General features: G+C 63.9%; 21 protein-coding genes. 15 read left to right on the top strand and 6 right to left on the bottom strand.

All coding sequences use genetic code 11. From position 1 onward, the window contains the following. Positions 1–67: 67 nt before the first annotated feature. The gene (locus tag ACMC5O_RS03615; RefSeq protein ID WP_343070168.1) at positions 68–700 is read right to left on the bottom strand and encodes a hypothetical protein; all 633 of its coding nucleotides are present in this window, start codon (positions 698–700) and stop codon (positions 68–70) included. Between the two features lie 92 nt (positions 701–792). Here ACMC5O_RS03615 and ispH point away from each other — a divergent pair, with 92 nt between their 5' ends. Both ispH and rnhA read left to right on the top strand, forming a co-directional pair. After that, a complete protein-coding gene (gene ispH / locus ACMC5O_RS03610; RefSeq protein ID WP_426693272.1) occupies positions 793–1,749 on the top strand; it encodes a 4-hydroxy-3-methylbut-2-enyl diphosphate reductase in 957 nt (318 codons plus the stop codon). After that, positions 1,749–2,219, top strand: coding sequence for a ribonuclease HI (rnhA, locus tag ACMC5O_RS03605; protein ID WP_426693271.1), 471 nt, complete (start codon positions 1,749–1,751; stop codon positions 2,217–2,219). The genes ispH and rnhA overlap by 1 nt, the downstream gene beginning before the upstream one ends. Here rnhA and ACMC5O_RS03600 read toward each other — a convergent pair. Both ACMC5O_RS03600 and ACMC5O_RS03595 read right to left on the bottom strand, forming a co-directional pair. Further along, on the bottom strand, positions 2,216–3,259 hold the full coding sequence (locus ACMC5O_RS03600) for a rod shape-determining protein (protein ID WP_281389361.1): 1,044 nt from the start codon (positions 3,257–3,259) through the stop codon (positions 2,216–2,218). The genes rnhA and ACMC5O_RS03600 overlap by 4 nt on opposite strands. Positions 3,260–3,416: 157 nt before the next feature. Next, complete coding sequence (locus ACMC5O_RS03595) at positions 3,417–4,511, bottom strand: NAD(P)/FAD-dependent oxidoreductase (protein WP_426693270.1); 1,095 nt, start codon at positions 4,509–4,511, stop codon at positions 3,417–3,419. A 50-nt stretch (positions 4,512–4,561) separates the two neighbouring features. Here ACMC5O_RS03595 and ACMC5O_RS03590 point away from each other — a divergent pair, with 50 nt between their 5' ends. From ACMC5O_RS03590 to ACMC5O_RS03555, 8 genes are all read left to right on the top strand, one after another. After that, a complete protein-coding gene (locus ACMC5O_RS03590) occupies positions 4,562–5,035 on the top strand; it encodes an A24 family peptidase (RefSeq protein WP_187707675.1) in 474 nt (157 codons plus the stop codon). 45 nt (positions 5,036–5,080) lie between these two features. Further along, a complete protein-coding gene (gene cpaB / locus ACMC5O_RS03585) occupies positions 5,081–6,109 on the top strand; it encodes a Flp pilus assembly protein CpaB (protein WP_426693269.1) in 1,029 nt (342 codons plus the stop codon). Next, a complete protein-coding gene (locus tag ACMC5O_RS03580) occupies positions 6,110–7,537 on the top strand; it encodes a type II and III secretion system protein family protein (RefSeq protein ID WP_187707676.1) in 1,428 nt (475 codons plus the stop codon). A 29-nt stretch (positions 7,538–7,566) separates the two neighbouring features. Continuing rightward, the gene (locus ACMC5O_RS03575; protein ID WP_187707677.1) at positions 7,567–8,205 is read left to right on the top strand and encodes a CpaD family pilus assembly lipoprotein; all 639 of its coding nucleotides are present in this window, start codon (positions 7,567–7,569) and stop codon (positions 8,203–8,205) included. After that, positions 8,205–9,488 carry a pilus assembly protein CpaE gene (locus tag ACMC5O_RS03570; RefSeq protein ID WP_187707678.1) on the top strand — a complete coding sequence of 428 codons (1,284 nt, stop codon included), beginning with the start codon at positions 8,205–8,207 and terminating at the stop codon, positions 9,486–9,488. The genes ACMC5O_RS03575 and ACMC5O_RS03570 overlap by 1 nt, the downstream gene beginning before the upstream one ends. A 54-nt stretch (positions 9,489–9,542) precedes the next feature. Beyond that, on the top strand, positions 9,543–10,514 hold the full coding sequence (locus ACMC5O_RS03565) for a type II secretion system F family protein (protein WP_187707679.1): 972 nt from the start codon (positions 9,543–9,545) through the stop codon (positions 10,512–10,514). A 16-nt stretch (positions 10,515–10,530) separates the two neighbouring features. Next, a complete protein-coding gene (locus ACMC5O_RS03560) occupies positions 10,531–11,520 on the top strand; it encodes a type II secretion system F family protein (protein WP_187707680.1) in 990 nt (329 codons plus the stop codon). Between the two features lie 118 nt (positions 11,521–11,638). Continuing rightward, complete coding sequence (locus ACMC5O_RS03555; RefSeq protein WP_187707681.1) at positions 11,639–11,908, top strand: hypothetical protein; 270 nt, start codon at positions 11,639–11,641, stop codon at positions 11,906–11,908. A 36-nt stretch (positions 11,909–11,944) separates the two neighbouring features. On the opposite strand, the gene glyS is transcribed toward ACMC5O_RS03555, so the two are convergent. Next, positions 11,945–13,975 carry a glycine--tRNA ligase subunit beta gene (gene glyS / locus ACMC5O_RS03550; RefSeq protein WP_246444584.1) on the bottom strand — a complete coding sequence of 677 codons (2,031 nt, stop codon included), beginning with the start codon at positions 13,973–13,975 and terminating at the stop codon, positions 11,945–11,947. Positions 13,976–14,022: 47 nt separating this feature from the next. Then, entirely contained in the window at positions 14,023–14,883 is an 861-nt protein-coding gene (locus ACMC5O_RS03545; RefSeq protein ID WP_187707683.1) for a glycine--tRNA ligase subunit alpha, read from the bottom strand. 132 nt (positions 14,884–15,015) lie between these two features. Between ACMC5O_RS03545 and ACMC5O_RS03540 the strand changes: the two genes are divergently transcribed. The 5 genes from ACMC5O_RS03540 (at position 15,016) to ACMC5O_RS03520 (ending at position 19,027) form a co-directional block, all read left to right on the top strand. Further along, positions 15,016–15,915 carry a TraB/GumN family protein gene (locus ACMC5O_RS03540; RefSeq protein WP_187707684.1) on the top strand — a complete coding sequence of 300 codons (900 nt, stop codon included), beginning with the start codon at positions 15,016–15,018 and terminating at the stop codon, positions 15,913–15,915. 244 nt (positions 15,916–16,159) lie between these two features. Then, on the top strand, positions 16,160–16,972 hold the full coding sequence (locus ACMC5O_RS03535; RefSeq protein ID WP_426693268.1) for a TraB/GumN family protein: 813 nt from the start codon (positions 16,160–16,162) through the stop codon (positions 16,970–16,972). 110 nt (positions 16,973–17,082) lie between these two features. Further along, positions 17,083–17,763 (top strand): 50S ribosomal protein L25/general stress protein Ctc, encoded by a 681-nt coding sequence (locus tag ACMC5O_RS03530; protein WP_187707687.1) that lies wholly within the window; start codon positions 17,083–17,085, stop codon positions 17,761–17,763. 86 nt (positions 17,764–17,849) lie between these two features. Continuing rightward, positions 17,850–18,431 carry an aminoacyl-tRNA hydrolase gene (gene pth, locus ACMC5O_RS03525; RefSeq protein WP_187707688.1) on the top strand — a complete coding sequence of 194 codons (582 nt, stop codon included), beginning with the start codon at positions 17,850–17,852 and terminating at the stop codon, positions 18,429–18,431. Continuing rightward, complete coding sequence (locus ACMC5O_RS03520; RefSeq protein WP_187707689.1) at positions 18,428–19,027, top strand: TIGR02466 family protein; 600 nt, start codon at positions 18,428–18,430, stop codon at positions 19,025–19,027. Before pth ends, ACMC5O_RS03520 begins: the two co-directional genes overlap by 4 nt. Here ACMC5O_RS03520 and ACMC5O_RS03515 read toward each other — a convergent pair whose 3' ends face one another. Further along, positions 19,028–19,714, bottom strand: a complete 687-nt coding sequence (locus ACMC5O_RS03515; RefSeq protein WP_187707690.1) for an alternative oxidase — start codon at positions 19,712–19,714, stop codon at positions 19,028–19,030. Positions 19,715–19,848 lie beyond the last annotated feature (134 nt).

The following is a 19,848-nucleotide window of genomic DNA, read 5'->3' as shown; positions in this document are numbered from 1 at the left end:
GGAGACGGGCGGAGCCTTGGCTTCACGCGCACGCGAAGTCAACGCGCTAATCGGGCAGCCGGACTCCCTAGCGGGTGACGTTGTAGCGGAGCTGCTGCTCGGTCAGCTGGAAGCCGACCAGATGCTCGAACGTCGCATTGGCGACCGCCGACCGAATGGCCGGATCGGTCATCGGATCGACTGCGGCAGACGCATCGCCGGCCTTGCGCGGGCGGGTAAGCTGCTTCTCGATGTCGGCCGGAAGCTGCGCAGAAGAGCGGCTCACTCGTGCGGTCGCCTGGCCATTGGTCTGTGCGCGCAGGCTACCCGGCGCAAAGTCGAGACCGACGCGACCGACGCGCTTGGCGACGACCTGATTGCCGGCCTGGAGGACGACATCGAAATACGGAAGCACAACCTGACGGGCGGCCGTCGGATCGCGGCGCGTAGCAACCACATCGAAGGTGACCGTCGAGATGATTTGGTCCCCTGCTTCCTGGCAGTTGGCGCGAAGGTTGGTGATCGTCGCCGTCACATCGATCGCGTCCGCTGTAATGCTGTTCGCGGGATCGAAGATGGTGACATCGCCTGTGCCGGCAGGAATACCGGGGATCGGGCAAGCGCTTCGGCGGACGTAAATTCCGCCCTGCTCGGGGTTACCCTCGCGCGAACAGGCCGGCAGGAGGGCGAGAATCATCAGCGGAATTAGACGAAGCTTCACTGGGATTGGGTTCCTTGTCGGCCTGGGCAAGTCGCAGCAGTTCATAGGAAGCGCCTTCAAAGGCTGCAAGCGATGGCTTACATGGCCCGCCAATGCCTGAACCTAAGCCTAACCCCAAGCCTTCGTTGCGCGTCCTGATTGCGGCCCCGCGCGGATTCTGTGCCGGCGTCGATCGTGCGATCCAGATCGTCGAGCTCGCGCTCGAGCGTTTCGGCGCACCTGTCTACGTGCGCCACGAGATCGTCCACAACCGCTTCGTCGTCGAACGGCTGAAGGGAATGGGCGCCATCTTCGTCGATGAGCTGGACGAAGTACCGGACGATCGCCCGGTCGTTTTCTCCGCCCACGGGGTCCCGAAGGCCGTGCCAGCCGAGGCGCAGGGCCGCGGGCTGACCTATGTCGATGCCACCTGCCCTCTCGTGTCGAAGGTCCATCGCCAGGCCGAGCGCCTGATCGAGGAAGGGCGCCACATCCTCTTCATCGGCCACGCGGGCCATCCGGAAGTGATCGGCACGTTCGGCCAGGTTCCCGCCGGATCGATGACCCTTGTCGAGACCGTGGAGGATGCCGAGGCGGTCGAAGTTCCCCCCAGCAATCTGGCTTTCCTCACCCAGACCACGCTTTCGGTTGATGACACAGCGGCGGTCGTGGGCGCCCTCAAGGCTCGTTTCCCGGAGATCCGCGCGCCCCGCAGCGAGGATATCTGCTACGCCACTTCGAACCGACAGGCGGCCGTCAAGGCGATCGCGCCTGAATGTGAGCGGCTTCTGGTCATCGGAGCGCCCAACAGCAGCAATTCACTTCGCCTCGCCGAGGTTGCCGAGCGTATGGGCGTCTCGTCGCGGCTAATCGAACGGGCAGCGGACATCGACTGGGATTGGCTCGGTCAGCCCTCCACCATCGGCCTCACGGCGGGTGCGTCGGCACCCGAGCTTCTGGTCCGGGAGGTGTTCGACGCGCTGCGCGAGCGTTTCGACGTAACGGAAGAAATCGCCGACCACACGCCGGAGCGAATGACCTTCAAGCTGCCGCGCGAGCTCGTCACCTAGTGGCGGAGCTCCCGCTCGTCGAAATCTTCACGGATGGAGCTTGCCGCGGGAACCCCGGGCCGGGAGGCTGGGGCGCGATCCTTCGCAATGGAACGAAGGAGCGCGAGATTTCGGGTGGCGAGCAGCTGACGACCAACAATCGGATGGAGCTCACTGCTGCGATCAAGTCACTGGAGGCGCTCAAGCGGCCGTGCCGAGTCCAGCTTCACACCGACAGCAATTATGTCCGCGACGGCATCACCAAGTGGATCCACGGCTGGCGGCGTAATGGCTGGAAGACTGCCGACAAGAAGCCGGTGAAGAATGCCGAGCTTTGGCAAGAATTGATCGACGCCTCCGCTCGCCACCGCGTGGAATGGCATTGGGTGAAAGGCCATAGCGGCCATTCAGAGAACGACCGCGCCGACGCGCTGGCCTGCGCCGAAGCCGACAAGTTCAAGGCTTCGCGAATCGAGCCGCCCGCCGCCTAGAACGCGACAAGCGCTCCGCGATACGTCGGATCCTCAAGCGTCTGGCCGGCGCCCAAGGCGACGCAATCTAGGGGTGAGTCGGCAACCCGCACCGGCAGGCCGGTCTCATATTCGAGAACGGTGCTGATCTCGCGGAGCAATGAGCCGCCCCCGGTCATCGTGATCCCGGCATCGATCACGTCGGCCGCGATTTCCGGCTGCGTGTGCTCGAGCGCCGAGCGGACGACATGGACGATCCGGGCGACCGGCTCCGCCACCGCATCGGCGACCTGCGCCTGGGTCAGCATGATCTCGCTGGGCACACCACGCGCAACGTCGCGCCCGCGCACATAGGTCGAGACATTGTCCGATTCCTGCGACCTCTTGGCCGCGCCGATTTCCATCTTCACCCGCTCGGCCGTGCCTTCGCCGATCAGCAAATTGTAGTTGCGTCGCACATAGGAGGAGATGGCCTCGTCCATCTTGTCGCCGCCGACTCGGGATGACTCGCAATAAGCCAGTCCTTGCAGCGAGATGACGCCGACCTCGGTCGTCCCACCGCCGATGTCGACGACCATCGATCCGATCGGGTCGCGGACCGGAAGGCCGGCGCCGATGGCGGCAGCCATCGGCTCGTCGATCAGGGAGACCTTGCCCGCTCCAGCATTGGAAACTGCGTCGCGAATCGCCCGTCGCTCGACGGACGTCGCGCCTGACGGGACGGAGATCACGACCTCCGGACTGCTCGTGAAGCGGCTTCCGCCGGCCTGCGCCTTGCTGATGAAATGCTTGATCATCTGCTCGGCGACTTCGAGGTCGGCGATCACGCCTGCCCGCAACGGACGAATCGTTTTGATGCCTTCTGGCGTCTTGCCCATCATCAGCTTGGCATCGTCGCCGACGGCCCGCACCTTACGCAGGCCGTTGAACCATTCCATCGCGACAACAGAGGGCTCGTTGATGACGATCCCGCGGCCCTTCACGTAGACGACGGTGTTCGCGGTGCCGAGATCGATGGCGATGTCGCGCGAAGCGAACTTGAAGATGCTGGTCACGCCCACTGCGCGATATCCCCCGGATGAAACACCCGGCCCGCTCAAGCCAGGAATATCAAAGGAGTAGACAGATGCGCCGTGGCGACTAGTCGTTCGCGATGCGGCCGAACCACCTCAGCTTTCGTCTCATCGTAAACGATAAGCCGTTGCACGGACGGAAGAATTAACGGACGAAGCGCGACGCCCGATATGGCTGCGGATCGATCCTGCTGACCATCGAATCCGGCTCGGCCCCTAACAGCTGTGAGGCCGCGAGCTTGCTGGCGGCGGGGGCGGTTTGGATGCCAAACCCGCCCTGCCCCACGCACCAGAAGAACAACGGGACATCCGTGTCGAACCCGTAGACAGGCTTGCGATCGGGCGCGAAGCTCCGGAGGCCGGCCCAACTTCGTTCGACCGCTTCTACTGGCCAGTCGACAACCTGCTCGAACCGATCGATCGCCGTCGCCACATCGATTTCTTCGGGAGCGGCATCGCAGGGATCGCTGTCGATCTCGTCGTGCGGGCTGAGCCAGATGCTTCGGTCGCTCTCGCCTTTGAAGTAGAATGTGCCCGAGGCGTCGTCGACGAGCGGGAGATCGCGCAGTCCCGAATGGCCGACCCTCAGCTGCACCATCGTCCGACGCTTCGGCGCGATACCGAGCGGGCGAACACCGCACGCCTCGGCGACCGTATCCGCCCAAGCACCCGCCGCATTGACGAGAATGGAGGCCGAAATGCTCGATCCATCGCGCAGCTCGACGCGCCACGCGTCCTGCCGAAACGCAGCCCTTTGAAGCGCTGAATCCGTAGAAACTGTCCCGCCATTGAGTCGGAACTGGCGAAGATAGGCCGAATGCAGCGCTGCAACGTCGATGTCGGCGCAGCCCGGTTCGAGCAGTGCCCGGCGCCATTGCGACTTTATGCCGGGAACTAGCAGCTCCAGCTCGCCGCGCTCGACCACCCGGGAACGGACGCCGTTCGGTAGCTCCGGCAACTCGTCCCGGGTGAGATGCACCGCTCCTCGGGTCCGAAGGAATCCGCGATCGGAAAAGTCCTCCGGAGGCCGCTCGAGAAAGTCGTGCGAGGCAGCACTCAGCTTCGCGACATCCGGGCCGCCGTAACTCTCAAGCCAGAACGCCGCCGAGCGCCCGGTCGCATGCATTCCGCAGTGGGATTCCGCCTCGACGATCGCGGCTCTCGACCGCCCCGCGATCTCGGCGCCAAGGCTCGCCCCGGCGATTCCGCCGCCGACAATCAGGACATCGAATTCAGCCATTCTTGAGCGCGGTTACGGTTTGGAAAGCCCTGCCGTCTAGGTCTGGCGGCATGACGAACGGCGCGTTTACCGAAATCCTGCTTGGAATTCTCGCATTGCTGCTCGTCCTGGCGGCGGTGATCGACGTGCGCACGTTCACGATTTCCAACCGGCTGAACCTGGGAGTGGCGCTGATGGCGCCCCTCTACTGGTGGTCGGCTCATTTGCCGCTCTGGCCGGACATCGGGATCCAGGTCGCGATCGCAGCCGGCGTCTTCGCGTTGCTCGCCGTGGCCTTCTACGCCGGGATGATGGGCGGCGGTGACGTCAAGCTCGCCGCGGCACTCGCGCTTTGGTTTTCGCCGCAGTCCACATTGCGATTCCTGGTCTTCATGTCGATCGCGGGCGGAGTGCTGACTCTGGTCGTCGTCGGCCTTCACCGGCTGAAGAAAAAGCCCGGAAAACCGGAAGTTCCGTACGGCGTAGCGATCGCCGCCGGCGGCCTCCTCATTCTTATCCAACGGTTTCTTAACCAATTTGCCTGATGTCTGTCAGCGTACTGGGGCCCGAAAAGGGGAGGCGATTTCGCCATGAATGTTAAGAAGATCATGCTGCTCGTGGGAGCGCTCGTGATCGCGGCAGTAACCGCAATCATGGCCAAGAACATGTTCGCGGGGGCCGGTGCCGAGCAGGCGCAGGCAGCAGCGGCAACTCCGGCCGTTCCGGTCGGACCGAAGGTTCTGGTGGCCCGCAAGGACCTGCCGGTCGGCACCATCATCGATGCCGAGAGCCTCACCTTCCAGCCCTGGCCGAAGGAAATGACGCAGAGTGCGTACTACACGGAAGGCGCTCCGGACGCTGATATGTCCAAGCTGCTGGGTACCGTCGTGCGCTATCCCGTTACTGCCGGCCAGCCGATGACCCGCGGCGCCCTTGTCGGCCCGAACGATCGCGGCTTCCTTGCCGCGGCGCTTGGCCCGGGCATGCGTGCGATCACGGTTCCGGTGAACTCGTCGACCGGCGTCGCCGGCTTCGTCTTCCCGGGTGACCGCGTCGACATCGTCCTGACCCAGGAAGTCGCGGGCGGTGGCGATGGCCCGCCGCTCAAGGTTTCCGAGACTGTCGTCCGCAACGTTCGCGTCCTCGCGACCGACCAGCGCACCGACAGCAAGGGCGAAGATGGCAAGACCCTGGTCAAGACTTTCTCGAACGTCACGCTGGAGGCAACTCCGCGCATCGCCGAGAAGGTCGCCGTCGCCCAGAGCATCGGTCAGCTGTCGCTGTCGCTGCGCTCGATCGCCGACAATACGTCGGAGCTGGAGCGCGCGATCGCCTCGGGCGAGGTGAAGGTCCCGGAAGGCACCAACCCCTCCCAGGAGCGCCAGATGCTGCTGGCGGTCGCCAATCGGCCGATCGATACCAATACGACCTATTCCACCGGTGGTGATGTCTCGCGCTTCCAGCGCCGTAGCGTCCCTGCCCGCGCGCCCGCTTCGGGTGGTGGCCAGGTCTCGAATGCCGCCCTTGCGGGCGGAGCGTCAGCGGGAGTTGCGGCCGGTCCGGTCGTTCGTGTTGCCCGCGGCAATAATGTCACCGTCGTTCCGGTGGGAGCTCGCTAAATGACCTGTCGTTCCAAAACTCGCCGGGCTCGTCTCGGCACCGCCTTCGTGGCCCTGGCGATCGGCCTCGGCACGGTGGCGGCTCCGGCCCCGGCCGTTGCCCAGTCGGGCGCGGCGCGTCCGTCGGAAACGCTGAACCTCAGCGCCGGCACGGGGACCCTCGTTCGCCTGCCCGCCCCGATGAGCGACGTGTTCGTCGCCAACGATGCGGTCGCAGACGTCCAGGTTCGCTCCAACCGCCAGCTGTACATCTTCGGCAAGGGCCGCGGCGAAACCACCGTCTATGCGACGGGCGCCAATGGCAAGGTTGTCTACGCAGCCAATGTACGCGTCGGCAACAACCTTGGTTCGGTCGACGAGATGCTTCGCCTGGCAATGCCGGAAGCGAACGTCCGTGCAACCCCGATGAACAACCTCGTGCTCCTCACCGGCACGGTCGCTTCGCCGACCGACGTCGAGGAGGCCCAGCGCCTGGTCCAGGCCTATGTCGGTGAAGGCACCCAGGTGGTCAGCCGCCTGCGTTCCGCGACACCGCTGCAAGTCAACCTGAAGGTCCGCATTGCCGAGGTGAACCGCTCCCTGCTCAAGCAGGTTGGCGTCAACCTCCTGACGAAGGATCTCACCGGCGGCTTCCAGTTCGGTATCGGCCAGGGCAATCCCGGCACGATTACGGGCGCAGGAAAGACGTTCAATGTCAGCTCCGTCGGCACCACTCTTGGCGCTGCCGGCAAGCTGTTCGGCCTCGACATCCTGAGCACTCTGGATCTCGCAGAGACCGACGGCTTCGTCACCACGCTCGCGGAGCCGAACCTGACCGCGCTCTCGGGAGAAACCGCAAGCTTCCTCGCAGGCGGGGAATTCCCGATCCCGATCTCGCAGTCGCTCGACTCGATCTCGATCGAGTACAAGCAATACGGTGTCGGTCTCGCCTTCACACCGATCGTCCTTGCGGACGGCCGGATCTCGATGCGCGTCCGTCCCGAGGTCAGCGAGCTTTCGAACGAAGGCAGCGTCAAGACTGGCGACTTCACCGTTCCAGCGCTGACTACCCGCCGCGCTGAAACGACGGTGGAGCTCGGCTCCGGCCAGAGCTTCATGATCGCCGGCCTGCTTCGGAACTCGTCGTCCAATGACATCGAGAAAGCTCCGTTCCTCGGCGACCTGCCGATCCTCGGCGCCCTCTTCCGCTCGACGCGCTTCCGTCGCGCCGAGACGGAGCTGGTGATCGTCGTCACTCCGTATCTCGTCCGGCCGGTTTCCAACCAGCTCGCCTTGCCGACCGATGGACTGCGCATGCCGTCCGACCCGGTACGTGTGATCGAGGGCCAGTCCTACAGCAGCCAGGGCCGCCCGGCGGCTTCGGCTCCGGCACCCGCTCCTGCCTTCGGTGGCGCAGCGGCTGCCGCAACTCCGGGGTTCAAGCTGTGATCCGCCGCTTCATCAGGAAGGATGCCAAGATGGCTTCGAAAACCGCACTCCTGCTCGTCGCAGCGGCACTCTCGGGTTGTGCATACCACCCGGGACCCGATCCCGAGGCGGGCATGGCGGCTGTGCATGTTCCGGTCGTCAGCCGCGCGGACTATGTGTTCGATGCGGCCGCCCCCGGCGGAACGCTTGCTCCCTCGGAAGCAGCGCGTCTCGACGCCTGGTTCAACAGCCTGGACCTTCGTTACGGCGACAGCGTCTACGTTGACGGGGGCCCCTACTCGGAAGCCGCTCGGGCCCAGGTTGCCGACATTGCCGGCAACTACGGAATGCTGGTCTCGCAAGGAGCTCCGGTGACCGCCGGCGCCGTCGGCTCAGGCAATGTCCGCGTTGTCGTCAGCCGCAACGTCGCTAGCGTTCCGGACTGCCCGAATTGGGAGCGCAAGTCGCAGCCCAATTACAACAACCGGATGCTTCCGAACTACGGCTGCGGCGTGAACTCGAACCTCGCCGCGATGGTCGCGAACCCCGAGGATCTGATCCACGGGCGTGAGGGCAGCGGCATTGGCGATGCGGCAACGGCTTCGCGGGCGATCAACGCCTACCGCACCGCTCCGACGACCGGCAGCAAGGGTCTGCAGGACATCAGCACGAAGAAGGAAGAAAAGTGATGAACGCTCCGTTCCAGGCACGCGCCGGGCTGCGAGATCCATTCCAGGCCTTCGTTTGCGACGATGCGACTGCTGACATGCTGCGTCCCGTGGCTGTCGAGCACGGCTGGTCGCCGGAGAAGGTCAACAAGGGTGGTCTGCGCAATGCGGTCCAGTCGCTGTCGGTCTCCGCGAGCCCGAACATCCTGTTCGTCGACCTGTCGGAGTCCGCTGACCCGCTGAACGACATCAACGCGCTTGCGGAAGTCTGCGAGCCGGGGACGATCGTGATCGCATCGGGCCAGGTCAACGATGTCCGCCTGTATCGCGACCTCGTCGCCAGCGGCATCCACGACTACCTTCTAAAGCCATTCACGGTCGATCACCTGCGAGACACCTTTGCACACGCCCAGACAATTCTATCGGGGCCGCGCGGCGAGGCGCAAGTCGACAAGCCGCACATCATGGCCGCCGTCATGGGCGTCCGTGGAGGCGTCGGCGCCTCGACCATCGCGACTTCGCTCGCATGGCTGCTTGGTGAGAAGGCTCATCGCTCCACCGCTCTGCTCGACCTCGACATCCACTTCGGGACCGGCGCCCTTGCGCTCGACCTGGAGCCGGGCCGCGGTCTGACCGACGCGATCGAGAACCCAAGCCGCATCGACGGCCTGTTCATCGAGCGCGCAATGGTTCGTGCGAACGAGCGTCTTTCGGTCCTTTCGGCCGAGGCTCCGATCCATCAGCCGCTGATTACGGACGGCACCGCCTTCTTCCAACTTCAGGAAGAGATGCGGAACGCGTTCGAATCGACGGTGCTCGACCTGCCGCGCCACATGCTGATCCAGTATCCGCACATGGTGCACGATGCGCACGTTGCCGTGGTTGTCTCCGAGCTCACGCTCGCCGCCACCCGCGACACCATCCGTATCCTCGCCTGGCTGAAGTCGAATGCCCCGCAGACCAAGGTGATCGTCGTTGCCAACGGCGTCCCCTCGGGCGGCGCGCTGGAGATCAGCCGCAAGGACTTCGAGCAGTCGATCGAGCGTCCTGTCGACATCGTCATCCCGCATGACGGCAAGCTGGCTGCCCAGGCTGCCAAGCTCGGCAAGCCGATGGCGGAAGTTGCGACAGGCAAGATGGCTGCGCCCTTCTCGACCCTCGCGAACATGGTTCTGAGCCATGCGACCGAAGAGGGTGCGAGCGGAAGCGCCGGCAGCAGCAGCGAAGGAGTCGCCGCTGGCGCCAAGTCGCTGGTCGATAATCTTAAGTCGATGCTCAACAAGCCTAAGGCAAAAGCGGCTTAATCGGGCTGCGCTCGGCTTCCTGCCGGGCGCATTGGGGAAGGATTGGATGGTCGAATGCTGTTGACCCTCATCATCGTCCTGGGCGGCGTCGCAGCGCTTGTGCTCATGCTCAACGCCGCGCGCGGCCCTTCGGCATCGAAGGCCCTCAAGCGCCGCGTCGAGATGATCAAGGAGCGACACGGCGATGCTATCGCCGCCAGCGCCCAGGCGCAGATTCGCAAGCTATTTGCGAACCGGACAACCAGCCACATCGAAGGTCTGGCGTCGACGATCATCCCGAAGCCTGCGCTCTTGCGCAAGCGTATCGAGATGACGGGCCGAAACATCACGCTCGCGCGCTACCTCATGATCTCGGTCGGCCTCGCGGTCGTCGTGATGGTCCTGCTACTGATGCGCGGAGCACCGTTCCTGCTTGGACTGTTTGCCGGCCTGTTCGTTGGCATCGGCCTGCCGCACATGGTCATCGGCAAGATGATCAAGCGCCGCGTCGCCAAGTTCAATTCGAACTTCCCGGATGCGATCGAGCTGATGGTTCGCGGGCTTCGCTCCGGTCTTCCGATCACCGAGACGCTCGGCATCGTGTCGAGCGAAATCCCGGGCCCGGTTGGACTCGAGTTCCGCGCCGTATCCGACAAGATGAAAATCGGCCGCACCATGGAAGCGGCCCTGCAGGAGACTGCAGATCGCCTCGGCACGCCCGAGTTCCAGTTCTTCGTGATCACTCTGGCCATCCAGCGCGAGACCGGCGGCAACCTCGCCGAGACTCTCTCGAACCTGGCCGACGTGCTTCGCAAGCGTGCACAGATGAAGCTGAAAATCCGCGCCATGAGCTCGGAATCAAAGGCATCGGCGTACATCGTCGGCGCCCTGCCCTTCATCGTGTTCGGCCTCGTTTACATGATGAACCCCGATTACATGGGCGGCTTCTTTGTCGACCAGCGCTTGATCGTGGCCGGCCTTGGCGCCCTCTGCTGGATGGGCATCGGCGTCTTCATCATGGCCAAAATGGTTAACTTCGAGATCTGAGGGGGGACGGTTAGACATGCCTACTGGAGGCCCCACTCTTCTCGGCTTCGACGTCATCCTGATCGCGACGATCCTAAGTGGTATCGCGACAATGGCGGTGATGACCGCAATCTATGCGGCGACGACCGTCAAGGATCCCATGGCCCGCCGCGTCAAGGCGCTCAACGAGCGCCGCGAGCAGCTGAAGGCCGGCATCGTTGCGTCGACCAACAAGCGCAAGAAGCTCACGAACAAGAGCCAGGCGGCGGACCGCGTCCGTTCGATCCTGAGCCAGTTCAAGATGCTTCAGGACGATCAGCTGAAGAAGGTCCAGACCAAACTGATGCAAGCAGGTATCCGTACCAAGGATCTCGCCTTCTTCATCATCGCCGCGCGGTTCCTCCTGCCGGTGGCGCTCGGCCTGACCGCCGTCGTGCTGATCTACGTCGTCGATTATTGGCCGGCATGGTCATGGCTGCGCCGTTACATGACGGTCGCCGCCATCCTGGTCGGCAGCTACAAGGCGCCGGACATCTGGCTGAAGAACAAGGTCACCAAGCGCAGCCATGCGGTGCGCAAGGGCCTCCCCGACGCGCTCGACCTCCTGGTCATCTGCGCCGAGGCCGGCCTCACCGTCGACGCCGCCTTCGGCCGTGTCGCGAAGGAGTTGGGCAAGGCCTATCCGGAGCTGGGCGACGAGTTCGGCCTGACCGCGATCGAGCTGGGCTTTCTAGCCGAACGCCGTAACGCTTTCGAGAACCTCGCCACCCGCGTCGATCTGGAAGCGGTTCGCGGCGTGGTCACGACCATGATCCAGACCGAGAAATACGGTACTCCGCTGGCGTCCGCACTTCGCGTGCTGTCGGCCGAGTTCCGCAACGAGCGCATGATGCGCGCCGAGGAAAAGGCCGCGCGCCTTCCGGCCATCATGACCGTTCCGTTGATCCTGTTCATCCTGCCGACCCTCTTCATCGTCATCCTGGGTCCGGCGGCATGCGCGATCAGCGATAACTTCCTGAACACGTGATCCAAGCTGAGTGGGGGGTGCCGCCCGCGTCGAAAGACGCGGGCGGTTTCCGCTTGTGCTGGAACCATTGCCCGCGCCCGCGCTTGTTACCTGAACGGAACAATCGAGGGATTGCGCAATGACCGCCTTTACCCAGGACCAGTGGATCATCCTTGCGCTGGTTTTCGTCCTAGGAATTCTGCTCGGCATCTTCCTGACCGCCGGCGGACGCAAGAAGTGGAAGACCCGCTATTACGACGAGCGCACGCGGCTCGAGACTCGCGAGCGCGAGTACAACGACCGCGAAACGCACTGGGCAAACCAGGAAAAGGAATGGCGCGAGCGTGACAGCCTGCGCGCCGCAGCGATCAAGGACCGCGGTGACCCGGCCGACGAACGGCCGCTATGATGCGCGCAGCCTAGTCCAGAGGACTAGGCGAGCACATTATCCTTCGATCTTCGAGAAGTCCGCGACGCGGTTCACGGCGTCGCGGAACCGTGCGAGCAGGTTTAGCCGGCGCTCGCGCTTGGCGGCATCCGGATCGTTAACGGTGACCTTGTCGAAGAACGCATCGATCGGACGGCGAAGCTGCGCCAGTGCTCGCATCGCTCCGGTGAAGTCCTCGGCCTCGACAGCCTTGCTTGCTTGAGGGTCGGCTGCATCGAGCGCCTGAATGAGCGCCGCCTCTTCCGGCTCCAGCTCCTGCCCGCCTGAAGCCGCGGTCGACTCCCACTTCTCCTTCTTCAGGATATTGGCCGCCCGCTTGTACGCCGTGAGCAGGTCCGCACCGTCTTCGCCTTCGACGAAGCTCTGCAGCGCCTTCACCCTCGCCAGAAGCCGGACGAGATCATCCTCACCTCCAAGCGCAAACACCGCATCGATCAGGTCGTGTCGAACGCCAGCATCGCGCTGCTGCACCTTCAGACGATCAGCGAAGAAGTCCAGAATGTCGGGCGCTGTCCGATCCAGTCGATGCGCGTCCGCAGCCTCTCCCGATTGACCGGCGCGGTTCGCCAATGTTCCGCGCACTGCGGTGATGAGCGGAAGCCGCAGCGAGTTGCGTACGATCAGCTCGATCGACGAGATTGCGGCTCTGCGAAGTGCGAATGGGTCCTTTGACCCGGTTGGCTTCAACTCAACGCCAAAGAACGCGGAGATAGAATCCAACCTGTCGGCAAGCGCCAAAGCAATGGTCGCAGGCGATGTCGGAACGTTGTCACCCTGCCCCGCCGGCTTGTAATGATCGCGGATAGCTTCGGCGACTGCCTTTGGCTCGCCCTGCCGCTCTGCGATGTAGCCACCGACGACGCCCTGCAACTCGGGGAACTCGCCGACCATGCCAGTGACGAGATCCGCCTTCGCCAGCCTTGCCGCGCGCTCAACCTGGCCTGCGTCCGCGTCCTTCACGACGCCTTCTTCGACCAGCCACCGAGCCAGCTTCGCCACACGTTCGACCTTGTCGGCGATGGTCCCGAGCTTCTCGTGGAAGACGATCCCGGAGAGTTTCACGGCCTGCTCTTCGAGGGAAACCTTGAGGTCTTGCTCCCAGAAGAAGCGCGCGTCGGCAAGGCGCGCAGCGAGCACTCGGCGATTGCCTTCGACGATCGCCTCTCCGCCGTCCTTTGCATCGATGTTCGCGACGCAGACAAAGGCGGGCGCGAGCACTCCCAGGTCGTCCGTGCAGGCGAAATATTTCTGGTTCGTCCGCATGGTGAGGACGATCACCTCGCGCGGCACGTCGAGATAGTCGGGATCGAAGCGCCCGAGCAAAGGCACCGGCCACTCGGTCAGGCCCGCATTCTCAACGACCAGCCCTTCGTCGGGGACGAGCTGCAGCTTCGCGTCCGCTGCCGCCTTCGCAGCACCGTCGCGGACGATCCGCTCGCGCTCTTCCTGATCGACGATCACGTGGCAGGCGCGCAGCTTCTGCGCATAATCGTGCGCACCGCCGATGGTGATCGGACCCGGATGATGAAAGCGATGACCAACCGTCGTCGCCCCGGACGCAATATCGTCGATCTGCACCGGGACGATGTCCTCGCCAAGCAGGGCGACAATGCCGTGAAGCGGTCGCACCCAGCGCAGGGAGGCCGTGCTTTCCGATGCTGCACCCCAGCGCATCGACTTCGGCCACGGAAAGCCCGCGACGATTCTCTCGACGATCGGGCCGAGCAGGTCGCGCATCGCCTGCCCCGGCCTCTCGACCACCCCGAAATAGACGCCATCGCGGTCCTCGAGCCGTTCGCGTGTCAGACCCGTCTTGCGTAGGAACCCGTCGAGGGCCTGCTCCGGAGCGCTCGTCCGAGGACCCTTCAGCTCTTCGCTGACCGCCTGCGTTTCGAGCGGCAGGCCACGGGCAACCAGCGCAAGCCGTCGCGGCGTCGACCAGACGTCGATCGCTTCGGCCGCCACACCCAGCGCATCCAGTTCCTGCGCGACCAGCCGAGCCAGGTCGTTCCGCGCTCCGGCCTGCATGCGTGCCGGGATCTCCTCGGACCGCAACTCAAGCAGGAAGTCCGCGCTCACGCCTGCCACCCGTTGGTTTCCATCCAGGTCGCACACGCCGCCTTCGCGAGGTCGCGCACCCGGCCGATGTAGGCCTGCCTCTCGGCAACGGAGATCACGCCCCTCGCCTGCAGCGTGTTGAAGATGTGGCTGGCCTTGATCGCCTGCTCATAGGCCGGGATCGGCAGCTTGTTCGCGACGCAATTCTCGGCTTCGGCGGCGGCCTTGCGGAAGAGATCGAACAGGCTCTCCGTGTTGGCGACCTCGAAATTGTAGCGCGACAGCTCTTTCTCGTTCTCGAGGAAGACGTCACCGTAGCTCACGCCGGCATCGTTGAACTTGAGGTCGAAGACGTTGTCGGCGCCCTGGATGTACATCGCCAGCCGCTCGAGCCCGTAGGTCAGTTCACCTGAGACGGGCTTGCAGTCGAAGCCGCCAACCTGCTGGAAATAGGTGAATTGGGTGACTTCCATCCCGTCGCACCAGACTTCCCAGCCGAGCCCCCAGGCGCCGAGTGTCGGGCTCTCCCAATCGTCCTCGACGAAACGGATGTCGTGCTTCAACGGATCGATCCCGATCTGGGCAAGGCTCCCGAGATAGAGTTGCTGAAGGTCCGGCGGGCTCGGCTTCAGCAATACCTGGTACTGATAGTAGTGCCCGAGCCGGTTCGGGTTCTCGCCATAGCGGCCGTCGGTTGGCCGCCGCGAAGGCTGGACGTAGGCCGCCTTCCACGGGTTAGGCCCGAGCGCGCGCAACACCGTCGCCGGGTGGAACGTCCCCGCCCCCATCTCCATGTCGTACGGCTGCAGCAGCACGCACCCTTGCGCGCTCCAATAGCGATGCAACGTGAGGATCAGGTCCTGAAAGCTGAGGGCCAAGGCGGTTCGCGTTTCACTGTTGGTCTGGAGTTTCCGCGAGGCTTTGGCGCATCCTCCGCGACCCGGCAAGTGGACGCCGGGCAGTTGCGTTCATACATCCGGGGTCAAGGAACGCGTCTCCAAAGGAATTCCATGCTCTCCAAACTGATCCGGCGCGGGCTTGCAGCCCTTGGCCTTGCGACGATGGCCATTGCGCCGACGGCGACCGCACTCGCTCGTTCGAACAGCGGCCCTGCGTTGTGGCAGGTCTCCGACAAGGACACGACGATCTACCTGTTCGGTACCATCCACCTCCTGCCGAAGGATTCCCGCTGGCGGACCCCGAAGTTCGAGAAGGCGGTGGAAGGCTCGCAATCGCTCGTGCTTGAGACGCTGATCGACACGGCCAACCCGCAGCAGCTCGCCGGAATCATGGCCGCGCTCGGCTTCTCCAGCGGCCTTCCGCCGATCGCCAGCCGTGTGCCTGCGGACAAGCGCGCCGCGCTCGAAGCAGCAATCGCGAAGACCCAGATCCCGCGCCCGATGTTCGACCGGATGGAGACCTGGGCGGCCTCGTTCACTTTGCTCGGCGTGCAATTCCAGACGCTTGGAGTCGAAGGCGAACAGGGCGTCGAAGCAGTTCTGCGCCAGTCCTTCACCGCCGCCGGCAAGCCGGTCGGGCAGCTCGAGACGAACCAGGAGCAACTCACCTTCTTCGACCGGCTTCCCGAGGATGCGCAACGTCAGCTTCTCGAAGGCGCGATCGAGAACCCGGTCGAGATGAAGAAGCAGTTCGGCGACATGCTCCAGTCGTGGCTGAGCGGCGACGTCGACAAGATTGGCAATTCGTTCAACCGCGACCTGCAAAGCTCGCCCGAACTGAGGGCCGCGCTGCTCACCCGCCGCAACTTCAATTGGAGCCAGTGGATCGAGCGCAGGATGGCTCAGCCGGGCACTGTAATGGTCGCCGTCGGCGCCGGCCATCTGGCGGGCGAGTCATCGGTCCAGAAGTATCTCCAAAGCCGCGGTTACAAGGTAAAACGCCTGCAATAAGCGGCCGGCGCTTCAGCTCGTCGCGAATTCTTCGCTTCCCGCTGTTTTTGCTAGACATTTCTTAATCACTCAGTGACCATCATTGCCGGGTATCGGGCTGGGGGGCCACGATGAACCGGATACTGGGACGCGCATTTGCGTGCAGGAGGCGAAACGGGGGCGTTTAGGCGCCCGCGAACGCTGAATGATGTCCTGGTAACCGATGCGTCCCACCTCCCCCGCCGTCTGGGTGTGGAGACCTGGGATGATTGCTGCGCTGATTGCCGCCGCGATTTCGACATCGGCACCTGCCGGACCACCCGTGCAGGCGTCGGTCCCGAACGCCCGCCCCGCGCTTTACGTCGTGAACGACGAAGACACGGTCATCTATCTCTTCGGCACCTTCCACGCGCTCGACGGCAAGAGCGAATGGTTCAACGACGAGGTCCGGACGGCCTTCAGCGGCTCTGACGAGTTGGTCCTTGAAACGCTCGTTCCGACATTTCTCCTCAAGAAGCCGCCCGTCCAACGGACGCCCCCTCAGGGTCTCGGCATTCAGCCGGTGGGTCCCTTCGCGGGCTCTGCGTCCTTCCTGACGACCAGCAAGACAGTCATGTCGGCTGGGCGCTCGCAGGGCATGTCGACCGACCAGGGCGCAGACGCCGTCCTTCGCGAAGCCGCCGATGAAATCGGAATGCCGGTCGGCGGGCTCGAGAGCTTCGAGTTCCAGCTTGGGATGTTCGCCAGGATGCCCGGCGCCAAGGGGCCTTCGAACCCCGAAGAGGCCGCCCGGACAAAAGCTTCCGTCGCGGCGATGCTCGAGCAGCTCCAGGCCGCCTGGAACCGCGGCGACATCGAGAGCTTCACGCCGATGCTGGAGCAGATGGAGGCGCGCTCGCCGGAAACGTACAAGCTGCTCTTCAACGACCGGAACAGCCGCTGGGCGCAATGGATCGCGCGCCGTCTACAGCAGCCGGGCGTGGTCTTCGTCGCGGTCGGCGCAGGCCATCTCGCAGGCAAGGACAGCGTCCAGCATAAACTGGGCCAATACGGCATCCGAACCGCCCGGATTAACTGACACCACCGTAACTTGCCTTAGAGGCGCCTCTAACCTATAGGCGCGCCCTTCCTGGCCATGGTCATCCCTGGAGGCGTGGCGGGAAGTAACTCTATCAAGGAATACGCAACATGAGCGATCAGCTGACGCTGCCCGCCGAGACGCGCGAACGGAACGGCAAGGGAGCCTCCCGTGAACTGCGTCGTGATGGACGGGTACCCGCCGTGGTTTACGGCCAGAAGAAGGACCCTCTTTCGATTCACGTCGAAGAGAAGCTCCTCTCCAAGATGCTTTCGAGTGGCCACTTCATGAACTCGGTCGTGATGGTCGAGGTTGGCGGAAAGCCGACCCGCACGCTGCCGAAGGCGGTGGACTTCCACCCCGTCACGAGCCGTCCGATCCACGTCGACTTCCTGCGCATCAGCGAGCACACCAAGGTGAACGTGAACGTTCCGGTCCGCTTCGACAATGAAGAGGACTCACCGGGCCTGAAGCGCGGCGGCGTTCTCAACGTTGTCCAGCACGAGCTCGAGCTGGTCTGCGACGCGGCGCACATCCCGAACGAGATCCACATCCCGCTCGACGGACTGGAGATCGGCGATTCGATCCACATCAGCCAAGTGAAGCTGCCTGACGGCGTATCCGTCGCCAATCAGGACGAAGACTTCACCGTCGCCACCATTGTCGCCCCGTCGGCGATGAAGGCCGAAGAGGAAGAAGCCGCGGCTGAGGGCGAGGTTCCGACCGTCGGTGAGGAAGGTGAAGAAGGCGAAGGCGAAGGCGGAGCTGCCGAGGGCGGCGAAGAAGCCTAAGCTTCCTCAACTTGCGAATACGGAAGCCGCTCACCCGAAAGGGTGGGCGGTTTCTTTTTGTGGGCCGCTCACGCTAGGTGGACGCGATGCAGATCTGGGTGGGCCTCGGAAATCCTGGCGCGAAATATGCGCTTCACCGACACAACGTCGGGATGATGGCTGCCGACATCATCGCCGAGGTGCATGGCTTCGGCCCCTGGACAAAGAAATTCCGAAGCCTGATCTCGGAAGGCCGGATCGGCCGCCACAAGGTGCTGCTGGTAAAGCCGCAGACCTTCATGAACGACAGCGGCGACGCGGTTCAGCAGGCGCTGCACTTCTACAAGCTCGACGAGGAGGCGCTGACCGTCTTCCACGACGAACTCGACCTCGCACCGTTCAAGGTGAAGGTACGCGTCGGCGGCGGCCTGGCGGGCCACAACGGCCTCCGTTCGATCAATGCCTCGCTAGGCCCAGACTTCCGCCGCGTCCGCATCGGCATCGGCCACCCCGGCCCCGGCCAGAAGGAGAAGGTCACGCCGCACGTGCTTGGCAACTATCACAAAGCGGAGATGGAGGATCTCTCCGACATGCTGGCCGCGATCGCAGCCGAAGCAAACTGGCTGGCGGACGGTGACGAAGTGCGCTTCATGAGCGAAGTCGCCCGCCGGATGCAGGACGAGACATGACCGTCCGTAATCTCTTCGTGACCCCACTTTACGAAGCTCAGATTGCCGACGACGCATTGCTGGCGGAGCTAGCCCATTCAATCCGCAGCCTCGCCGAAGACGATGAGGCCGGACAGCGCTGGTCGAAGGAGCATCGCTATGTCGGCTACACCAGCTACGCGTCGCTCAATGACCTTCCGAAGCGCGACCCAGTCATCGGCGACCTGGCCAAGATCCTAACGAAGCACGCCGCGGCTTTCGCCGACGACTGCGCGTTCGATCTTCCACGCAAGCCGCGCCTCGACAGCCTCTGGGCGAACCTTCTACGCGGCTCGGGTCATCACAGCGCACACATCCATCCGCACAGCATCATCTCGGGAACGCTCTACGTGGAGGTGCCGAAAGGCTCCGGCGCGATCCGCTTCGAGGATCCGCGGCTGCCGATGATGATGGCCGCCCCGACCCGCCAGGCAAACTCGCCGGAAAAGCTTCAGCCTTTCGTCGCGGTGGAGCCCTACCCCGGGCTCCTGCTCCTGTGGGAAAGCTGGCTTCGGCATGAAGTGCTGCCTGCCGCCGCGAAGGGCGACCGGCTCAGCATTTCCTTCAATTTCGCCTGATCAGGCGGCCAGCTTGATCCCGGTGTCGTGGTACGGCGACGGCGCAATCCTGGCCTTGTCGACAGGCAGCCCGTCAAGCTCGTTGGCGAAGCCGTGGTTGACATCGCGATGGTGCGCCTCGTCCGCCCGGACGACCAGAACCACGTCCCGCAGAGTCGAGCCTTCCGGCAGGTTCCAGTAGCGCTTGGCGATCTCGGGCGCGGGCACGTTCTTGCTGCGCCCCTCATCGATCTCCTTGAGGTAGAGAGTGTAGCTCAGCACCGCCTCCTCCTCGAAATAGCCGACGATCCGGTGCGCAGTCTTCGAAGAGACCAGGTAGAGCGCGAAGAAGGCCAGGTAGAACACCCACTGGACGCCCATGATGACGAGGCGCTCGAACATGGTCGGCTTCGCAACCTCGATGAAGGTCATCAGGTGCATCCGCTCATTCTCGGCTTCGTCCATCAGGGTGCGGATCCAACCCTTGTCGTCGCACATGCGGCGGAGGCACTTGAGGTGGTTGATGGTCGCGCCGACCATTCCGGGGACCGCCGCGACTGTTTCCAGGACAATCGCGCGATGGCCGTAGCGCTTGGCGAAAAAGGTATCGGCGCAGAAGCGCAGCATCTTGGTGAAGCCATAGGCAATTCGGTCCGAAACGCCGGTGGGCTGATGGTGGACTGACAGATCAACGATTGGGGCCGACACTCTTCATTCTCCCGTCTCTACAAACAGAAGCAGATGCGAGGGATCATCCCGGCATCTGCTCGGCGAGGGCGGATTAGAAGAGCGCCAGGCGCGCGTGGATAGAGGATTATACGTACGCCCGGCGTAACGCCGAC

It is taken from the genome of Sphingomonas sediminicola, from assembly GCF_049991885.1.
Classification (GTDB): domain Bacteria; phylum Pseudomonadota; class Alphaproteobacteria; order Sphingomonadales; family Sphingomonadaceae; genus Sphingomicrobium; species Sphingomicrobium sediminicola.
Note: the sequence above shows the minus strand (reverse complement) of the source record. Positions and strands in the feature narration are given on the sequence as shown.

Coding starts and splice junctions, on each gene's coding strand:
- ACMC5O_RS03580 (WP_187707676.1), top strand. CDS start 6,110: ATGACCTGTCGTTCCAAAACTCGCCGGGCTCGTCTCGGCACCGCCTTC.
- ACMC5O_RS03575 (WP_187707677.1), top strand. CDS start 7,567: ATGGCTTCGAAAACCGCACTCCTGCTCGTCGCAGCGGCACTCTCGGGT.
- ACMC5O_RS03535 (WP_426693268.1), top strand. CDS start 16,160: ATGATTGCTGCGCTGATTGCCGCCGCGATTTCGACATCGGCACCTGCC.
- cpaB (WP_426693269.1), top strand. CDS start 5,081: ATGAATGTTAAGAAGATCATGCTGCTCGTGGGAGCGCTCGTGATCGCG.
- glyS (WP_246444584.1), bottom strand. CDS start 13,975: ATGCAGGCCGGAGCGCGGAACGACCTGGCTCGGCTGGTCGCGCAGGAA.
- ACMC5O_RS03530 (WP_187707687.1), top strand. CDS start 17,083: ATGAGCGATCAGCTGACGCTGCCCGCCGAGACGCGCGAACGGAACGGC.
- ACMC5O_RS03570 (WP_187707678.1), top strand. CDS start 8,205: ATGAACGCTCCGTTCCAGGCACGCGCCGGGCTGCGAGATCCATTCCAG.
- ispH (WP_426693272.1), top strand. CDS start 793: ATGCCTGAACCTAAGCCTAACCCCAAGCCTTCGTTGCGCGTCCTGATT.
- ACMC5O_RS03555 (WP_187707681.1), top strand. CDS start 11,639: ATGACCGCCTTTACCCAGGACCAGTGGATCATCCTTGCGCTGGTTTTC.
- ACMC5O_RS03520 (WP_187707689.1), top strand. CDS start 18,428: ATGACCGTCCGTAATCTCTTCGTGACCCCACTTTACGAAGCTCAGATT.
- ACMC5O_RS03540 (WP_187707684.1), top strand. CDS start 15,016: ATGCTCTCCAAACTGATCCGGCGCGGGCTTGCAGCCCTTGGCCTTGCG.
- ACMC5O_RS03560 (WP_187707680.1), top strand. CDS start 10,531: ATGCCTACTGGAGGCCCCACTCTTCTCGGCTTCGACGTCATCCTGATC.
- ACMC5O_RS03595 (WP_426693270.1), bottom strand. CDS start 4,511: ATGGCTGAATTCGATGTCCTGATTGTCGGCGGCGGAATCGCCGGGGCG.
- ACMC5O_RS03565 (WP_187707679.1), top strand. CDS start 9,543: ATGCTGTTGACCCTCATCATCGTCCTGGGCGGCGTCGCAGCGCTTGTG.
- pth (WP_187707688.1), top strand. CDS start 17,850: ATGCAGATCTGGGTGGGCCTCGGAAATCCTGGCGCGAAATATGCGCTT.
- ACMC5O_RS03590 (WP_187707675.1), top strand. CDS start 4,562: ATGACGAACGGCGCGTTTACCGAAATCCTGCTTGGAATTCTCGCATTG.